Genomic DNA, 17,810 nt, shown 5'->3' on the forward strand with positions numbered 1-17,810 from the left:
CGCCCCGACACCCGTGCGGGCCTTCAAGTGGTCCAGACCACCTGAACCGGCTGTGATCTTGTCCGCCATCCGGCCACCTCGCGGACAGCAACCGCCCCGACACCTATGCTGGGTCGCGTCGGACAGCGCGGTCCGCACGCGTCACACCCGCCACACGTGTGCGGAGCTGTGACGATGAGCCGTTGCCGAACCCCACCACCACAGGGAGCCAGCCGTGACCGCTCCGGTCCCCACCCCGGCGGACAGCCCCAGCCGTGTCGGCCCCGCCGGCGCCGACGCCGACAACACAGCCCTGCGCGCGGACATCCGCCGCCTCGGCGACCTCCTCGGCGAGACGCTGGTCCGCCAGGAGGGCCCCCAGCTGCTGGGCCTGGTCGAACAGGTCCGCCTGCTGAGCCGCACCGACGGCGAGGCCACCGCCGAACTGCTCTCCGACATCGACCTGGACACCGCCGCCAAGCTGGTCCGCGCGTTCTCCACCTACTTCCACCTCGCCAACGTCACCGAGCAGGTGCACCGCGGCCGGGAGCTGGCCACCCGCCGCGCCCGCGAGGGCTCGCTGCTCGCCCAGACCGCGGACCAGCTCGGCGAGGCGGACCCGAAGCACCTCGCGAACACCCTGGCCCACCTGGCCGTCCGCCCGGTCTTCACCGCCCACCCCACCGAGGCCGCCCGCCGCAGCGTCCTCAACAAGCTCCGCCGGATCGGCGAGCTGCTCGACCGGATCCACCGCGAGCAGATCGCCGCCGGCCTCTCGCACGCCGACCAGGCCCGCACCACCTCCGCCAAGCGGCAGGCCGACCGCCGCCTCGCCGAGGTCATCGACCTGCTCTGGCAGACCGACGAGCTGCGGATCGCCCGCCCGGAGCCGACCGACGAGGCCCGCAACGCCGTCTACTACCTGGACGAGCTCTACCGCGAGGCCGTCCCCGAGGTCCTGGAGGAGCTGCACGAGGAGCTCGCCCGGGTCGGCCTCACCCTGCCCGACGGCGTCCGCCCGCTCACCTTCGGCACCTGGATCGGCGGCGACCGCGACGGCAACCCGAACGTCACCCCGCAGGTCACCTGGGACGTCCTGAACCTCCAGCACGAGTACGGCATCAAGGACGCCCTGGCGGCCGTCGACGACCTGCGCAACTCGCTCTCCACCTCCGAGCGCCTGGCCGGCGCCTCGGCCGAGCTGGTCGCCTCGCTCCACGCCGACCTGGACGTGCTCCCCGAGCTGAGCCCGCGCTACAAGCGGATGAACGCCGAGGAGCCCTACCGCCTCAAGGCCACCTGCGTCCGGCTCAAGCTCGAGAACACCCGCGAGCGGCTCGCCCAGGGCACCCCGCACATCGCGGGCCGCGACTACCTCGGCACCCGCGAGCTCGTCGCCGACCTCCGGCTGATCCAGGAGTCGCTCCGCTCCCACCGCGGCGGCCTGATCGCCGACGGGCGGCTCGCCCGCGCCATCCGCACCATCGAGGCCTTCGGCCTCCAGCTCGCCACCATGGACGTCCGCGAGCACGCCGAGGCCCACCACCACGCGCTCGGCCAGCTCTTCGACCGACTCGGCGAGGAGGCCTGGCGCTACGCGGACATGCCCCGCGAGTACCGGCAGAAGCTGCTCGCCAAGGAGCTCCGCTCGCGCCGCCCGCTCGCGCCCACCCCGGCCCCGCTGGACGCCGCGGGCACCAAGACCCTCGGCGTCTTCAACACCATCCGCGAGGGCTTCGAGCGGTTCGGCGACGAGATCGTCGAGAGCTACATCATCTCGATGTGCCAGGGCGCCGACGACGTGTTCGCCGCCACCGTGCTGGCCCGCGAGGCCGGTCTGATCGACCTGCACGCCGGTATCGCCAAGATCGGCATCGTGCCGCTGCTGGAGACCACCGACGAACTCCAGGAGGCCGACCGGATCCTGGACGAGATGCTCTCCGACCCCTCCTACCGGCTGCTCGTCTCGCTGCGCGGCGACGTCCAGGAGGTCATGCTCGGCTACTCCGACTCCTCCAAGTTCGGCGGCATCACCACCTCCCAGTGGGAGATCCACCGCGCCCAGCGCCGGCTGCGCGACGTCGCCCACCGCTACGGGATCCGGCTGCGGCTCTTCCACGGCCGCGGCGGCACCGTCGGCCGCGGCGGCGGCCCCTCGCACGAGGCCATCCTGGCCCAGCCCTGGGGCACCCTGGAGGGCGAGATCAAGGTCACCGAGCAGGGTGAGGTGATCTCCGACAAGTACCTGCTGCCCTCGCTGGCCCGGGAGAACCTGGAACTGACCATCTCGGCCACCCTGTCCGCCTCGGCGCTGCACACCGCCCCGCGCCAGGCCCCCGAGGAGCTGGCCCGCTGGGACGCCGCGATGGACCAGGTCTCGGCGGCCGCGCACACCGCGTACCGCGCCCTGGTCGAGCAGGAGGACCTGCCGAAGTACTTCTTCGCGGCCACCCCGGTCGACCAGCTCGCCTCGCTGCACCTGGGCTCCCGGCCGTCCCGCCGCCCCGACTCGGGCGCGGGCCTGGACGGCCTGCGCGCCATCCCGTGGGTGTTCGGCTGGACCCAGTCCCGCCAGATCGTGCCCGGCTGGTTCGGCGTCGGCGCCGGCCTCGCCGCCGCCCGCGAGGCGGGTCTCGGGGACGTCCTGGACGAGATGTACGGCCAGTGGCACTTCTTCCGCAACTTCCTGTCCAACGTCGCCATGACGCTGGCCAAGACCGACCTGCGGATCGCCCGCCACTACGTCGAGCAGCTGGTGCCCGCCGAGCTGCACCACATCTTCGACCAGATCACCGCCGAGCACGAGCTGACCCTGCGCGAGGTGCTCCGCCTCACCGGGGAGAGCGAACTGCTGGAGCACAACCCGGTGCTGAAGCAGACCTTCACCGTCCGCGACGCCTACCTCGACCCGATCTCCTACCTCCAGGTCGCGCTGCTGCGCCGCCAGCGCGAGGAGGCCTCCACCGGCCGCCCGGAGGACCCGCTGCGGGCCCGCGCCCTGCTGCTGACCGTGAACGGCATCGCCGCCGGCCTGCGCAACACCGGCTGACCGGCACCCGGCACCGCAAGGGCCCGGTGCCGCCCCCTCGGTCGAGGGGGCGGCACCGGGCCCTTCGCGTCACACCGGTCGTACCGTCGTCACTCCACCGGATCGCCCGCGCGCCGGCGCTTCAGCCAGAGGGCCGCGCCGCCCGCCGCCACGACCAGGCCGCCGCCGACGGCCAGCAGGCCCGCGTCACCGCCGACCGAGCCGCCCAGTACCGGGCCGAACTGGGCCGCCGCGGGATCCTGGGACACCACACCGGGATCGGGGTCCGCCACCGTCTCCGCGTGGGCCACGCCACCGCCCGAGAGCAGCACCCCGGCCGCCCCCAGCGCACCGGCCGTGCCGACCTTGCGACCGAGCTTCCTCAGCCGTACCACCCGAACCCGCCGCAGGCGCCGGACCGGCCGCAAACTCCGCATCGAGAACTCCCCAGGACCCGTTCGCGTACGGGCCCGACGCTATCCGATCCGGCACGGGTTTCTCACACCCATTCAGGTTTGGGCGGCCAAGCGTTGTACGACTGTTGCCCAGCCGCCCCGCCCACCGCGGCGGGCGGGCGGGGATCCGCTCCCTTGCCGAACAACCGTCCTGACGCCGGATCAGGAGTGGTAGACGCCCTGGGCCCGCTCCAGGCCGTCGGTGAGCAGTGCCTCCACGGCGTCCGCCGAGCGGTCCACGAACCACTCCAGCTCCTTGCGCTCGGTGGCGGAGAAGTCCTTCAGGACGAAGTCCGCGACCTCCATCCGGCCCGGCGGGCGGCCGATCCCGCAGCGCACCCGGTAGTACTCCGGGCCCAGCGACTTGGTGATCGACTTCAGCCCGTTGTGGCCGTTGTCGCCGCCGCCGAGCTTCAGCCGCAGCGTCGCGTAGTCGATGTCCAGCTCGTCGTGGACGGCCACCAGGGCCGAGGCCGGCGTCTTGTAGAAGTCCCGCAGGGCGGTCACCGGGCCGCCCGAGAGGTTCATGAAGGTCATCGGCTTGGCCAGCACCACCCGCCGGCCCGCCAGCCGCCCCTCGGCCACCTGCGCGCGGCTCTTGTGCGCCTTGAACCTGGCACCCATCCGCTGCGCCAGCAGGTCCACCACCATGAAGCCGATGTTGTGCCGGTTCCGGGCGTACTGCTCCCCCGGATTGCCCAGCCCGGCCACCAGCCAGGGGCCCTCGTACGCGTCCTCGCTCATCGCATCGCTCCTCGTGCTCTCGCTCGTCGACATCATCCCGGACACACCGCTGCCCCGGCCGCTCCAGTACGGAGCGGCCGGGGCAGCGGTCAGACGGTGCGGGAGGCTCAGGCCTCGGCGCCGGCCTCGGCGGCCTCGGCGTCGGCGTCGGCCTGCGAGGCCTGGGCGCCGATGACCTGCAGCACGACGGTGTCGGCCTCGACGGCCAGCGTGGTGCCCTTGGGCAGCGAGATGTCACCGGCGGTGATCGAGGCACCGGCCTCCAGGCCCTCGACCGAGACGGTCACGGACTCGGGCAGGTGGGTGGCCTCGGCCTCGATCGGCAGCGCGTTGAGGACGTGCTCCAGCAGGTTGCCGCCGGGGGCCAGCTCGCCCTCGGTGAGGACGGGGATCTCGACGGTGACCTTCTCGCCGCGCTTCACGAGGAGCAGGTCGACGTGCTCGATGGTGCGCTTGATGGCCTGGCGCTGGATGGCCTTCGGCAGGACGTACTCGTCCTTGCCCTCGATCGGAACGACCAGCAGGGCGTTCGGGGTCTTGAGGGCCATCATCAGGTCGTGGCCGGGCAGGTTCAGGTGAACCGGGGCGTGGCCGTGGCCGTAGACGACACCGGGGACCAGGCCGGCACGACGGGCCCGGCGGGCAGCGCCCTTACCGAACTCGGAACGGGTCTCAGCGGCGATGCGGATCTCGGACACGACTGCACTCCTCGTGAAAACTGGCGCGGGGGTGCAGGCAACGCGAAAAACCGCCGGGACCACACCCACAGTACGTTCGGGGGTCACTCGGCGGCGTACGACCTCTGCCAACGGCCGGAAGAACCGGCCCCAGCAGCGCGTCGATCACGGAGCACGGGCACCCGACGAGCAGGCACACGGCATCCCTCGCCGAGCATTTTCACGAGTCTAACCGCACCGGTGCCCTCCGACGAAATCGACGGCGACCCCGGCCCTTTGAGGACCGGGGCCGCCTGCGCGGGCTTCGTCAGTGCACGCCCTCGAACAGGCTGGTGACCGAGCCGTCCTCGAACACCTCGCGGATCGCGGCGGCGATCGACGGGGCGATCGACAGCGTGGTGATCTTGTCCAGCTGGAGCTCGGCCGGGGTCGGCAGGGTGTTCGTGAACACGAACTCGCTGACCCGGGAGTTCTTCAGACGGTCCGCGGCCGGACCGGAGAGCACGCCGTGCGTGGCGGCCACGATCACGTCCGCGGCGCCGTTCTCGAACAGCGCGTCGGCCGCGGCGCAGATGGTGCCGGCGGTGTCGATCATGTCGTCGACCAGGACGCAGACCCGGCCCTTGACGTCACCGACCACCTCGGCGGACAGGATGGTGTTGGCCTGGGTCATGTCGCGGCGCTTGTGGATGATCGCCAGCGGCGCGCCCAGACGGTCCGACCACTGGTCGGCGACCTTCACCCGGCCGGCGTCCGGGGACACCACGGTGAGGCGGTCGCGGTCGACCTTGTCGCCCACGTAGTCCGCCAGCAGCGGCAGCGCGAACAGGTGGTCCACCGGACCGGAGAAGAAGCCCTGGATCTGCGCGGTGTGCAGGTCCACCGCCATGATCCGGTCGGCGCCGGCGCTGGCCAGCAGGTCCGCGATCAGGCGGGCCGAGATGGGCTCGCGGCCCAGGTGCTTCTTGTCCTGGCGGGCGTACCCGTAGAACGGCAGGATCGCGGTGATGCTCCGGGCCGAGGCCCGCTTCAGAGCATCGATCATGATCAGCTGTTCCATGATCCACTGGTTGATGGGAGCCGTGTGGCTCTGCATCACGAAGCAGTCCGCACCGCGCGCGGAGTCCAGGAAGCGGACGTAGATCTCACCGTTGGCGAAGTCCAGGGCCTTGGTCGGGACCAGCTCGGTCCCGAGCGCCTCGGCCACCTCCCTCGCCAGCTCAGGGTGGGCACGGCCGGAGAAGAGCTTGAGTTTCTTCTCACCCGACGTCGTGATCCCGCTCACTGCACCGTCTCCTCGCGTTGCTGACGCTGAACCCGTCCGCACCGCAGGCAGGCACGAGCCCGCTGGCGATAGGGGTCGGGGAAATGTCGGTACGCCTGGACACGGGCGGTAAGCCCAGTGGCGCACGTATGTCCCCAAGGTTACGCGCCCGTGCGGAAACCGTCCGCCCCGGGACCGCCCCTCGGACTCCCACCCGGCCCGTCAGACCTCCGCGGCCCCGTCCGTCGCGGCAGCCGCGGCCTGCGCCGATGCGGTCCCGGGGCGCTTGCGCTCCACCCAGCCCGCGATGTTGCGCTGCTGCGCCCGGCTCACGCCCAGCGCCCCGGGCGGAACGTCGCCGGTGATCACCGAGCCGGCCCCGGTGTAGGCGCCGTCACCGACCGTCACCGGGGCGATGAACATGTTGTCCGAGCCGGTCCGGCAGTGCGCCCCGATCACCGTGCGGTGCTTGTTCACCCCGTCGTAGTTCACCGTGACGGAGGCCGCGCCGATGTTGCTGCCCTCGCCGATGGTGGCGTCCCCGATGTAGGACAGGTGCGGCACCTTGGCGCCCTCGCCCAGCTCCGAGTTCTTCACCTCGACGTAGGTGCCGACCTTCGCCTTGCGCCCGAGCCTCGCCCCCGGCCGCAGGTAGGCGTACGGGCCGGCGGTGGCGAAGTCGCCCACCTCGGCGCCGTCCGCCGTGGTGTTGCTCACACGCGCGCCGGCGCCGATCCGGGTGTCCTTGAGCGTCGAGTTCGGGCCCACCTCGCAGCCCTCGCCCAGATGGGTGAGGCCCTGCAGCTGGGTGCCCGGCAGGACGACCGCGTCCGGCTCGTAGGACACCTGGACGTCGAACCAGGTGGTCGCCGGGTCCACCACCGTGACGCCGGCGCGCATCGCCCGCTCCAGCAGGCGGTCGTTCAGCAGGCGCCGGGCCTGGGCCAGCTGCACCCGGTCGTTGATGCCGAGGATGTCGCGGTAGTCCGCGGCCACCACGGCGCCGACCCGGTGGCCGGCCGTCCGCAGGATCTCCAGGGTGTCGGTGAGGTACTCCTCGCCCTGGACGTTGTCGGTGGTGACCCGGGACAGCGCCTCGGCCAGCAGCTTGGCGTCGAAGGCGAAGACCCCGGAGTTGATCTCGTCGACCGCCCGCTGGGCGTCCGAGGCGTCCTTCTCCTCGACGATCGAGGCGACGGCGCCGTCCGCCTCGTCCCGCAGGATCCGCCCGTAGCCGAACGGGTCCGGGACGACGGCCGTCAGGACGGTGACGCCGTTGCCCTGTTCGGCGTGCGCGCCGGCGAGGGCCGCCAGCGTCGCGCCGGTCAGCAGCGGCGCGTCCCCGGTGGTGACGATCACCGTGCCGTCCAGCTCCACGCCGTCGGCCGCCAGGGCCTCCAACGCGGTGCGGACGGCGTGCCCGGTGCCCTTCTGCTCCTCCTGCACCACAGCGCGCGCCGCCGGGTAGTGCGCCCCCAGGTGCTCCTGCACCTTCTCCCGCATGTGCCCGACCACGACGACCAGCTGCTGCGGAGTCAACTCCTGTGCTGCCGCGACCGCATGGCCCACCAGCGACCGCCCGCAGACCTCGTGCAGCACCTTGGGCAGGCTGTTCGACTTCATCCTGGTCCCGCCACCGGCGGCAAGCACGACAACGGCGGCAGGCGAATTGGCACTCACGGGGGGAGGCTCCTCAGTCGGTTCACAGAGAGGGCAGTGCAGCCCGGCCGGGACCCAGGCCGGTCGCCTTCGCACAGTCCGCCGAGCAGCCCCGACAATACCGGGGGGCGGGGGATGCGCCCGAAACAGAGCGCCCGCTGGCTCCGCCGCTAGGATTCGAACCCAGACAAAGGCCTCCAAAGGGCCCTGTGCTGCCATTACACCACGGCGGATCGATCATCAACTCGCAGCGCCCGAGGCGCTCCGACACAGCCTAAGGGTTGCGGCCGCATAGCTCCACCACCCCGGCGCGGCCGGCCCGGCCCGCGCGGATCCGGGCGTTGTCCATCCAGTCGGGTGAAATACGCCGAGCCGCCCGCGGCCACGTATTCCCCTGACGGCCGAACGCAACCTACGATGCCGTAGGTTACGCAGACGTAACCTCCACCCCGCCCTCAAGGGACACCCATGACCATCCAGGCCGGCGAGGCGCGCGCCGATACCGCGCACTCCATCGATCCCGCCCCGACCCTGCTCTCCGCCACCCGCGGCGGGGAGAACCAGGGCCTCGCCGAGCGGGTCGCGCTCGGGCTGTTCATCGCCGTGCCGTTCGCCGCCCTGCTGGCGGCCGTGCCGGTGGCCTGGGGCTGGGGCCTGGGGTGGACCGATCTCGCGATCGCCACCGTCATGTACTTCCTCACCTGCCACGGCATCACGATCGGCTACCACCGCTACTTCACCCACGGCTCCTTCAAGGCCAACCGGGCCCTGCGGATCGCCCTCGCGGTGGCCGGGTCACTGGCCATCGAGGGCCCGCTGGTCCGCTGGGTGGCCGACCACCGCAAGCACCACCGGTACAGCGACAAGGACGGCGACCCGCACTCGCCGTGGCGCTACGGCGAGACCGTCCCGGCCCTGCTCAAGGGCCTCTGGTGGGCGCACATGGGCTGGCTCTTCGACGAGGAGCAGACCCCGCAGCTCAAGTACGCGCCGGACCTCGTGGACGATCCGGCCATAAGGCGGATCTCCCGGCTGTTCTGGCTCTGGACCTCGCTCTCGATGCTGATCCCGCCGCTGGTCGGCGGGCTGGTCACGCTCTCCTGGCAGGGTGCGCTCTCCGCCTTCTTCTGGGGTTCACTGGTCCGGGTCGCCCTGCTGCACCACGTCACCTGGTCGATCAACTCGATCTGCCACGCGCTCGGCAACCGCCCGTTCCGCTCCCGCGACCGCTCCGGGAACGTCTGGTGGCTGGCGGTGCTCTCCTGCGGCGAGTCCTGGCACAACCTGCACCACGCGGACCCGACCTCGGCCCGGCACGGCGTGCTGCGCGGGCAGGTCGACTCCTCGGCCCGGCTGATCCGCTGGTTCGAGCTGGCCGGCTGGGCCCGGGACGTCCGCTGGCCGGACGCGGAGCGGATCGCCGCCCGCCGCGCCGCATGAGGGCTCGCCTGCAGCATGATGGAGGGGTGAACGGGAGCAGCGCAGACAGCACAGGCGGCCACGAGAGCCCGCGGACGGACGCCGCACCCGATCCGGTGCAGGCCCGTCCGCGTGCCGCTGCCCCGGCGGGCGCCGCCGCGCCCGCGGGCCGCCGCCGCAGCGGCCGGGTGCGGATGACCGGGAAGCAGCGGCGGGAGCAGCTGCTGGAGATCGGCCGGTCGGTGTTCGCGGAGCGCGGCTACGACGGCACCTCGGTCGAGGAGATCGCCGAGCGGGCCGGGGTGTCCAAGCCGGTGGTGTACGAGCACTTCGGCGGCAAGGAGGGGCTCTACGCGGTGGTCGTGGACCGCGAGATGCAGCTGCTGCTGGACATGGTGACGGGGGCGCTGACCGGCGGGCACTCGCGGGAGCTGCTGGAGCAGGCGGCGTTCGCGCTGATGGACTACATCGACACGTCCACGGACGGCTTCAAGATCCTGGTCCGGGACTCCCCGGTGGCCCAGTCGACCGGCACCTTCGCCTCGCTGATCAGCGACATCGCGACGCAGGTCGAGGACATCCTGGGCCTGGAGTTCAAGGCGCGGGGCTTCGACGCGCGCCTCGCCCCGATGTACTCGCAGATGCTGGTGGGCATGGTCGCGCTGACCGGCCAGTGGTGGCTGGAGGTGCGCAAGCCGCAGAAGGCCGAGGTCGCCGCCCATCTGGTGAACCTCGCCTGGCACGGCCTGGAGGGGATGGAGCGCCACCCCAAGCTGGTCGGCGACCGCAAGTCCTAGGCCCGGGCCGCCGCCACCGTCCGGCCGCTACCGCTTCACCCCGATGGCGAAGATCCGCCGGAACGGGAAGACCGTGCCGTACGGGCCGGCAGGGTAGGCCTCGCGGAGCAGGGCCCCGTACTCGGCGAGGAAGGCCGCCCGCTCGGCCGGGTCGGTGAGCCGGGTCAGCACCGGCCGCAGGGCGGTGCCCTTGACCCACTCCAGGACCGGGTCCGCCCCGGGGAGCAGGGTGCTGTAGGTGGTCTCCCAGACGTCGGCGGCGCAGCCGGCCCCGGCCAGGGCCGCCAGGTAGGCGCCGGGTTCGTGGACGCCGGCCCGGGTGGCGCCCTCGCCCAGGGCGTCCCGCCAGCGGGGGCTGCGGCGGAGCCCGGCGAGCAGGGTGTGGCTGGGCGAGTCGAAGTTGCCGGGCACCTGGAAGGCGATCACGCCGCCCGGCTCCAGCGCCGCCGCCCAGCGGGGCAGCAGGTCGAGGTGCCCGGCGGGGCCGGCGGCCCCGTGCTCCGGGGTGAAGCCGATCCACTGCAGCGCCGCGTTGGAGACGATCAGGTCCGGTGCGGCCGGGGCCGGGTCGTAGCCGCGGGCGTCGGCGAGCAGGTAGTCCGCGGTGGGCTCGCCCTCGGCGCGGGCGGTGGCGAGCATCTCGGCGGAGTTGTCGAGGCCGGTGATCCGGGCCCCGGGCCAGCGTTCGCGCAGGACGGCGGTGGAGTTGCCGGGGCCGCAGCCGATGTCCAGGATCCTGGCGGCCGGTTCGTGCGGGAGGACGGGGACGCGGGCGAGCAGGTCGCGCAGCGGGCGGGTCCGTTCGTCGGCGAAGCGCAGGTACTGCTCCGGGTCCCAGACGGGGGTGCTCATGGTCGACCTCGCAAGTATCTCGACATCAAGATATCCAGTCGCAGGTTCCACGTTACATTTCTCGATGTCAAGAGACTTCACATCGACACATCCCCCGATACACTGATCGTCATGGAGGACGAGGTCGACCGCCTGGTCGCAGCATGGCGCCGAGAGCGCCCCGACCTCGACGTGGAACCACTTGAGGTGCTCAGCCGGGTCAGCCGACTCGCCCGGCACCTCGACCGCGCCCGCCGGACGGCCTTCGCCGAGCACGGCCTGGAGCCCTGGGAGTTCGACGTCCTGACCGCGCTGCGGCGCGCCGGCTCCCCCTACCAGCTCTCCCCCGGCCAGCTGCTCACCCAGACCCTGGTCACCTCCGGCACGATGACCAACCGGATCGACCGGCTCACCGGCAAGGGCCTGGTCAAGCGCCTGCCCGATCCGGACGACCGGCGTGGCGTGCTGGTCCGGCTCACCGAGGACGGCCGCGACCGGGCCGACCAGGCGCTCGCCGGGCTGCTGGCCCACGAACGCGAGCTGCTGGCCCAGCTCACCGGCGCCCAGCAGGGCGAACTCGCCGGACTGCTGCGGCAGCTGGTCGCCCCCTTCGACAACATCCCGAGCTGACCGCCGCCCGGTCCGCCGTCAGAAGCCGTCCGGGTACGGGGAGCTGAGCGCGGGCACCGGGGCCGGCTCGGCCTCCGCGGTGCGGTAGCCGGGCAGCAGCTCGGCCAGCCGCCGGCGCACCTCCCCGTCGCTGTTGCCGACCGCCGCCGCGTACAGGCCCGTCAGACCGCCCGCGAGGTCCTCGGGGCCGCCGCCGCACCCGGCCACGGTCGCGTAGATCCGGGCGTGCGCGGTGGGCAGCCGCTCCTCGCCCTCCGAGAACAGCGCCTCGTTCAGCTTCTCGCCCGCACGCAGCCCGGTGAAGCGGATCTCCACCTCGTCCCGGCCCAGTTGCACCTGCTCGGCGAAGTTGTGGACCAGGTCGACGATCCGCACCGGATCGCCCATGTCGAGCACGAACACCTCACCGCCGCGGGCCATCCGGCCGGACTCCAGCACCAGACCGACGGCCTCCTCGATGGTCATGAAGAACCGCGTCACATCGGGGTGGGTGATGGTCACCGGGACGCCGCTGCGCAGCTGCTCGGCCAGCACCGACAGCAGCGAACCGCGCGAGCCCAGCACGTTGCCGAACCGGACCGCCGAGAACACCCCGGTGCCCAGGTTGCGCGCGTCCCGGGCGTTCGCCTGCACGATCAGCTCGGCCAGCCGCTTGCTGGCGCCGAGCACCGAGGTCGGATCGGCCGCCTTGTCGGTGGAGATCAGCACGAACCGCTCGACACCGGTGGCCAGCGCCGCCTCCACCAGGTGGTCGGTGCCCAGCACGTTGGACTTGACCGCCTCGCTGGGGTGACGCTCCAGAAGCGGAAGGTGCTTGTGCGCGGCCGCGTGGAAGACCACCTCGGGCTTCAGGTCGCGGAAGATCTGCTGGATCCGCGGCCGGTCCCGGATGTCCGCGATCACCAGGGACTCGTCGGTCAGCAGCGCCTCACCCCAGATCTCCAGCTGGAGCCGGTGCAGGTTGGACTCGTCGTGGTCCAGCATGTAGAGCGCGCTCGGGTTGAACGCGTGGACCTGGCGGCAGAGTTCGCTGCCGATCGAGCCGCCGGCCCCGGTCACCAGCACCCGGCGGCCCTCGATCACGTCCCGCACGTCGGCGGAGACCACGTGGACCTCGCGCCGCCCGATCAGCCGGTTGACGTCCAGGCTGCGCATGTCCGAGCCGACCACCTCGCGGCGCAGCGCGGCCAGGAAGGACGGCAGGTAGCGGACGGCGGCGCCGGCCGCGGCGGCGGCGGCCGCCAGCGCCCGGACCCGCTGCGGGGCCAGGCCGGGGATGGCGAGCGCGACCACCTGGACGCGGTGGCGGACGGCGAGCTCGGTGAGCTCGGCGAGGGTCCCGAGGACGGGGACGCCGCCCACGACCCGGCCCGCCTTGGCCGGGTCGTCGTCGAGCAGGCCGATCGGGTCGAGGCCGAACTCCGGTGTCCGGCCGAGGTCGCGGACCAGCGCCGTCCCGGCCGCACCGGCTCCGACGATCAGCGTGCGCAGGCCCGTCGGCGGTGTCGCGGCCGCGGTGGCCGCGGCCGGCGAAGGGGCCTCCCCGCCCCCGCTCGGGCCGGACCGGGCTGCGTGCGGGCGTGCGGAAGTGCTGTGCGGCGACATCTGTCCTCCGGATTTCCCTGACCTGACGGACCTGAGCCGGTACCTGGGTGTGACGGGCGGATCAGCCGGCGCCGGGAGCTGTGGTCGAGGCGACGGACGGCGGGGCAGTGGGCGCGGCCGGCTCGGAGGGGCTGACGCCCGCCCGCCGGGCGACCGCGACGGCGGCCAGGGTGGAGTGCACCCCGAGCTTGCCGAGGACGTTCTGCATGTGGGTGCGCACGGTGTGCGGGGAGAGGTAGAGCCGTTCGGCGACGGCCTGCCGGCCCAGGCCGGCCACCATGCAGCGCAGGATCTGCTTCTCCCGGGGGGTGAGCGTGTCGACCAGGCGCTCGCTCTCGGTGCGGTCCCGCCGGGCGGTGGTGAGCTCCCGGATGACACCGGTCAGCAGGGCGGGCGGCAGGTGCGTCTCGTCGCGCAGCACGCCCCGGACCACGGCCAGCAGGCGGGCCAGCGAACTCTCCTTGGCCACCCACCCGGTGGCGCCGGCATGCAGGGCGCGGGCAGCGCGCAGCGGGTCGTCGGCGGCGGCCAGGACGATCGCCCGCAGCGCGGGATGGTGGCGGCGGACCCGGGCGAGCAGGGTGATCCCGTCGGGCGCCGGGGCGGCGTGGTACCGGTCGGGCGGATACGGCCCGGGCGGGTACGGGGTGGTCGGGCAGGCCGCGGCAGGGGCGCCGCGGGCCGGGACACCGGGGCCGGCGGGCGGCCCGGGTGCGGCGGCCGGGCGGCGGGGCGCGGACAGCGTCACCGGCGGGCGCCGTCGCAGGGCCTCGGGCGGGTCGGCACCGGGCTGGCGCGGTGTGCGCGCTCCGTCGGCGTCGGCACCGAGGTCGGCGTCGATCAGGACGACGTCGAAGGCCCGGCCCTCGGTGGCGGCACGCTCCAGGGCACGCTCGGCGGCGGCCGCGCTGCCGGCCGCGCCGACCTCCACATCGGGCTCGGCGGCGAGCGCCGCAGCCAGCGCCTCGGCGAAGATCCGGTGGTCGTCGACCACCAGGACGCGGATCCGCCCCATCGTCACTCCCCCCTGTTCGGCCGAGCTGCGCCCGGGGCGCCGGCGCGGACCACCGCCGTGGCCCCGGTCCTGCTCCGCCGCCCACCCCCCGGCTCCCGGGAGGACCAAAGCACCGACCCCCACCGGTACCGGAATCAGCGTACGGGGTGGGGGGCGGCCCGGTGGGGGTTTGGTGAAGTTTCGTCAGGAGGTGCGGACTTGGCGTGATTCGGCGACGGCGCTGCCTCCCGGCGGGCGGCGGTGACCAGGGTGGTGGCGGCCCGGACGACGCCGTGGAGGGGGCGGCCCGGGTGTCCCGGCGACCGGCGGCCGGTCAGGCGCCGTAGGGGCGGACGGCGCGGGCGTCCCGCAGCGCGTGGGCCCACCAGGTGAGCTGGTCGAGCATGCCCTTGGCGGCGCCGGTCGGGACGGTCGGGTCGACGGGCTCGCCGTCCTCCCCGAAGGCGCCCCAGACGCTGTGGAAGCTGACGGAGTCCCGGACGGTGACGGTGTGCAGCTCGGCGAAGATCAGCCGGAGCTGCTCGACCGCGCGCAGCCCGCCGCCGAGGCCCCCGTACGAGACGAAGCCGACCGGCTTGGCCTGCCACTCGGCGCGGTGCCAGTCGATGGCGTTCTTCAGCACGGCGGGGAAGCTGTGGTTGTACTCGGGCGTGATCACCACGAACGCGTCGGCGGCGGCCAGCCGGGGCGAGAGCGCGGCGAGGCACTCGGCCTGCTCGGCCGTGGGCTCCTCGCCCAGGTGCGGCAGCGGATGGTCGGCCAGGTCGATGACATCGAGATCGAGATCGGCCCGCTGCCCGGCGGTGCGCACGAACCACTCGGCGACGGTGGGCGCGACGCGGCCCGGGCGGTTGCTGCCGACGATGACGGCGACGCGGTACGGGGTCTCGGACATGACGGTCTCCGGGAGTTGGTCTCTGCGGTCACCGCCCGATCGGACGGCCCGTCAGGTAAAGTACAACGTTCATGGCAATAGGTACAACGCTTATGGCAAACTTCTCGGGAGCCCCTCGATGACCGGTGAGAACGACACCCCGACCGCGCCCCGCCGAGGACTGGCCGAGAAGCGACAGGCCATCACCCGGGCCGCCCGGAGGGTCTTCGGCCGGGACGGCTACTCCCGCGCCGGCATCGACGCCATCGCGGCCGAGGCGGGGGTGTCCACCCGCACCATCTACAACCACTTCGCCGGCAAGGAGCTGCTTTTCCGGACCGTCGTCCAGGAGAGCACCGGACAGGTCGGGAACGCCCAGCTGGAGGTCATCGACCGCCACCTGGCCAAGGTCACCGACCTGGAGTCGGACCTCGTCGCGCTGGGCCTGGCCTGGGTGGGATCGCTGACGGCGTTCTCCGACCACTTCGCGCTGGTCCGGCAGATCAACGCCGAGGCGGCGCACCTCCCGAAGGACCTGCTGGAGGCCTGGCAGGCCGCCGGGCCGCGTCGGGCCGTGGTCGAACTCGGCTGCCGGTTCGGTGGGTTGGCCGACCGCGGACTGCTGGACGCCCCCGATCCGGAGCGCGCCGCGCAGCACTTCGTCCTGCTCGTCGGCAGCGAGATCACCCAGCGTTCCTACTGGGGGGCGTTCCCGCTCGCCCCGGCGGAGACCGAGGAGCTCGTCACCACCGGCGTGCGGGCCTTCCTGCGCGCCTATGCCGCGCGCCCGGCGCACTGACCACCGACAGACCGGCACACTGCTCGCGACGGGCGCACCGGCGAGCGGCGGGAACGGCGAAGCGCCGCCCCCGGGGTGGGGAGCGGCGCTTCGTTCACGGCACGGGCCGACGACCACGGGCCGACGAGGGCGGGCCGAGGCCTAGAGGCCGTTCTTCTCCAGGGTGAACTTCCAGGCGTCGGCGACGATGTCGTCGAGGTTGGGGCGCTTGGGGGTCCAGCCGAGCCTCTGGTGGGCGCGCTCGGCGGAGGCCACCAGGACGGCCGGGTCGCCGGCCCGTCGCTCGGCGGTGACCACCGGGATCTCGCGGCCGGTGACGCGCTTGACCGACTCGATGACCTCGCGGACCGAGAAGCCGCTGCCGTTGCCGAGGTTGCAGATCAGGTGCTCGCCCGCTTCGGCGGCGTCCAGCGCCAGCAGGTGGGCGTCGGCGAGGTCCGCGACGTGGATGTAGTCCCGGACGCAGGTGCCGTCCTCGGTCGGGTAGTCGTCGCCGTAGACCGCGATGTGCGGGCGCTGCCCGAGCGCGGCCTGGAAGACCAGCGGGATCAGGTGCGACTCGGGGTCGTGCCGCTCGCCGTAGGCGCCGTACGCGCCGGCCACGTTGAAGTAGCGCAGCGAGACGGCGGCCAGGCCGTGCGCGACGGCCTCGCTGGTGATCAGGTGGTCGACGGCCAGCTTGGTGGCGCCGTAGGTGTTGGTGGGCGCGGTGCGGGCGGTCTCGGCGATCGGCACCGACTCCGGCTCGCCGTAGGTGGCGGCGGTGGAGGAGAACACCAGCTTGCGCACGCCCGCCGCGCGCATCGCGCTGATCAGCTCCAGCGAGCCGGCCACGTTGTTGCGCCAGTACTTCTCCGGGTCCGCGACCGACTCGCCGACCTGCGAGGAGGCCGCGAAGTGCAGCACCCCGTCGAAGGAGGCGTCCAGGACCTCGCCCGCCTCCTGGATGCGCCCCCGCACGAACTCGGCGCCGGCCGGCACACCCTCGCGGAAGCCGGTGGAGAGGTCGTCCAGGACGGTCACCTGGTGTCCCGCCTCCAGCAGGTGGGCGGCGACCACGCTGCCGACATAGCCGGCGCCACCCGTGACCAGGTACTTACTCATGATGAGACCTCCAGCGGGCGATGGTCCGCCGGTGGGCGGCCATCGGTGACGTACGTACGACTGGGGCCTATTGTCCCTGGCCGCGGGAGTGCTCCGGACCGCCGGCCGGACCGCCCGCTCAGTCCCGCGCCATCCGCTCCAGCAGTCCCGTCCGGGCGGCCACCGCCGCCGCCTCCAGCCGGGTCCGCGCGCCGAGCTTCATCAGCACCCGCTGGACGTGCGTCCGGGCGGTGCTCGCCGCGATCCGCATCCCGGCGGCGATCGCCGCGGTGTCCTCGCCGTCCGCGATCCGGGCCAGCACCTGCACCTCACGGCGGGTCAGCAGCCGCAGCAGGCGGAGCGCTTCGTCGTCCGGCTCCGCGGCCGGGCGCAGCAACTGGTCGAAGGCGCCCCGGAGCACGTCCACCGCGACCGCCGCCTCCCCGGCCCGGGCCCGCCCGATGGCCCGCTCGACCACTTCGATCCGCTCGTCGCTGGGCACGTAGCCCGCCGCGCCCGCCGCGAACGCACCGGCCACGCCCCGCAGTTCACCGACCGGACCGAGCACGATGACGGCCACCTCGGGCCGCTCCCGGCGGATCCGGCGCAGCCCGTCGAAGGCCCCGGGATCGGCCGGACCGGCCACCCCGAGCAGGCACACCTCGGGCCGGCGCCCGGCCACCAGGTCGGCGGCGGACCCGGCCGGCGAGCCGACCGCGAGCACCCGGTGACCGCGCAGCTGGAGCGCGGTGGCCAGCGCCTCGGCCAGCAGCCGGTGGTCGTCGACCACCACGAGTCGAACGCCCATGACACCCTCCCCGTCGGGGTCCGGCCCGCGCCCGCACCCGGTGGGGCGGGCGGCCGATGACGCACCATCACAGCGCATTCGGCACCCGGCCCGCTAGCCCGCCTCCGGCCCGGCGACGGCGGGCGGACACGAAAAAGACCCTC

General features: G+C 73.1%; 16 protein-coding genes and 1 tRNA gene. 5 read left to right on the forward strand and 12 right to left on the reverse strand.

Going from position 1 to position 17,810, the window contains the following annotated elements; genetic code table 11:
• Positions 1-214: 214 nt before the first annotated feature.
• Positions 215-3,028: a phosphoenolpyruvate carboxylase gene (gene ppc / locus ACIF6L_RS25200; RefSeq protein WP_380390979.1), complete on the forward strand. Its 2,814-nt coding sequence runs from the start codon at positions 215-217 to the stop codon at positions 3,026-3,028.
• An 89-nt stretch (positions 3,029-3,117) separates the two neighbouring features.
• On the opposite strand, the gene ACIF6L_RS25205 is transcribed toward ppc, so the two are convergent.
• The 6 genes from ACIF6L_RS25205 to ACIF6L_RS25230 form a co-directional block, all read right to left on the reverse strand.
• On the reverse strand, positions 3,118-3,444 hold the full coding sequence (locus ACIF6L_RS25205) for a hypothetical protein (protein WP_352290665.1): 327 nt from the start codon (positions 3,442-3,444) through the stop codon (positions 3,118-3,120).
• A gap of 180 nt (positions 3,445-3,624) precedes the next feature.
• On the reverse strand, positions 3,625-4,206 hold the full coding sequence (gene pth / locus ACIF6L_RS25210; protein ID WP_329489320.1) for an aminoacyl-tRNA hydrolase: 582 nt from the start codon (positions 4,204-4,206) through the stop codon (positions 3,625-3,627).
• 107 nt (positions 4,207-4,313) lie between these two features.
• Entirely contained in the window at positions 4,314-4,904 is a 591-nt protein-coding gene (locus ACIF6L_RS25215) for a 50S ribosomal protein L25/general stress protein Ctc (RefSeq protein ID WP_329489319.1), read from the reverse strand.
• Positions 4,905-5,190: 286 nt separating this feature from the next.
• On the reverse strand, positions 5,191-6,168 hold the full coding sequence (locus ACIF6L_RS25220) for a ribose-phosphate diphosphokinase (RefSeq protein WP_329489318.1): 978 nt from the start codon (positions 6,166-6,168) through the stop codon (positions 5,191-5,193).
• A 201-nt stretch (positions 6,169-6,369) separates the two neighbouring features.
• On the reverse strand, positions 6,370-7,827 hold the full coding sequence (gene glmU, locus ACIF6L_RS25225; RefSeq protein WP_352290664.1) for a bifunctional UDP-N-acetylglucosamine diphosphorylase/glucosamine-1-phosphate N-acetyltransferase GlmU: 1,458 nt from the start codon (positions 7,825-7,827) through the stop codon (positions 6,370-6,372).
• 138 nt (positions 7,828-7,965) lie between these two features.
• A tRNA-Gln gene (locus ACIF6L_RS25230) sits at positions 7,966-8,039 on the reverse strand.
• A gap of 235 nt (positions 8,040-8,274) precedes the next feature.
• On the opposite strand from ACIF6L_RS25230, the gene ACIF6L_RS25235 reads away from it, so the two are divergent.
• Together ACIF6L_RS25235 and ACIF6L_RS25240 are read left to right on the forward strand one after the other, a co-directional pair.
• The gene (locus ACIF6L_RS25235; RefSeq protein ID WP_396488707.1) at positions 8,275-9,246 is read left to right on the forward strand and encodes an acyl-CoA desaturase; all 972 of its coding nucleotides are present in this window, start codon (positions 8,275-8,277) and stop codon (positions 9,244-9,246) included.
• 95 nt (positions 9,247-9,341) lie between these two features.
• Entirely contained in the window at positions 9,342-10,022 is a 681-nt protein-coding gene (locus ACIF6L_RS25240) for a TetR/AcrR family transcriptional regulator (RefSeq protein WP_352290676.1), read from the forward strand.
• Positions 10,023-10,049: 27 nt separating this feature from the next.
• Here ACIF6L_RS25240 and ACIF6L_RS25245 read toward each other — a convergent pair whose 3' ends face one another.
• Entirely contained in the window at positions 10,050-10,874 is an 825-nt protein-coding gene (locus ACIF6L_RS25245) for a methyltransferase domain-containing protein (protein WP_396488709.1), read from the reverse strand.
• A 111-nt stretch (positions 10,875-10,985) separates the two neighbouring features.
• On the opposite strand from ACIF6L_RS25245, the gene ACIF6L_RS25250 reads away from it, so the two are divergent.
• Positions 10,986-11,483, forward strand: a complete 498-nt coding sequence (locus tag ACIF6L_RS25250; protein ID WP_352290661.1) for a MarR family transcriptional regulator — start codon at positions 10,986-10,988, stop codon at positions 11,481-11,483.
• Positions 11,484-11,501: 18 nt separating this feature from the next.
• Here ACIF6L_RS25250 and ACIF6L_RS25255 read toward each other — a convergent pair whose 3' ends face one another.
• The 3 genes from ACIF6L_RS25255 to ACIF6L_RS25265 all read right to left on the reverse strand — a co-directional run bounded on the left by ACIF6L_RS25255 (position 11,502) and on the right by ACIF6L_RS25265 (position 14,998).
• The gene (locus ACIF6L_RS25255; RefSeq protein WP_396488711.1) at positions 11,502-13,088 is read right to left on the reverse strand and encodes a polysaccharide biosynthesis protein; all 1,587 of its coding nucleotides are present in this window, start codon (positions 13,086-13,088) and stop codon (positions 11,502-11,504) included.
• Positions 13,089-13,149: 61 nt separating this feature from the next.
• Positions 13,150-14,103, reverse strand: a complete 954-nt coding sequence (locus ACIF6L_RS25260; protein ID WP_396488713.1) for a LuxR C-terminal-related transcriptional regulator — start codon at positions 14,101-14,103, stop codon at positions 13,150-13,152.
• A 313-nt stretch (positions 14,104-14,416) separates the two neighbouring features.
• Positions 14,417-14,998, reverse strand: coding sequence for an NAD(P)H-dependent oxidoreductase (locus ACIF6L_RS25265; protein ID WP_359809235.1), 582 nt, complete (start codon positions 14,996-14,998; stop codon positions 14,417-14,419).
• A gap of 118 nt (positions 14,999-15,116) precedes the next feature.
• Here ACIF6L_RS25265 and ACIF6L_RS25270 point away from each other — a divergent pair, with 118 nt between their 5' ends.
• Positions 15,117-15,776, forward strand: coding sequence for a TetR/AcrR family transcriptional regulator (locus ACIF6L_RS25270; RefSeq protein ID WP_396488715.1), 660 nt, complete (start codon positions 15,117-15,119; stop codon positions 15,774-15,776).
• 141 nt (positions 15,777-15,917) lie between these two features.
• Here ACIF6L_RS25270 and galE read toward each other — a convergent pair whose 3' ends face one another.
• Both galE and ACIF6L_RS25280 read right to left on the reverse strand, forming a co-directional pair.
• Positions 15,918-16,880: a UDP-glucose 4-epimerase GalE gene (galE, locus tag ACIF6L_RS25275; protein ID WP_329489309.1), complete on the reverse strand. Its 963-nt coding sequence runs from the start codon at positions 16,878-16,880 to the stop codon at positions 15,918-15,920.
• A gap of 118 nt (positions 16,881-16,998) precedes the next feature.
• A complete protein-coding gene (locus ACIF6L_RS25280; protein WP_329489308.1) occupies positions 16,999-17,667 on the reverse strand; it encodes a LuxR C-terminal-related transcriptional regulator in 669 nt (222 codons plus the stop codon).
• Positions 17,668-17,810 lie beyond the last annotated feature (143 nt).

The organism is Kitasatospora sp. NPDC086009 (assembly GCF_044540385.1).
Lineage (GTDB): Bacteria > Actinomycetota > Actinomycetes > Streptomycetales > Streptomycetaceae > Kitasatospora.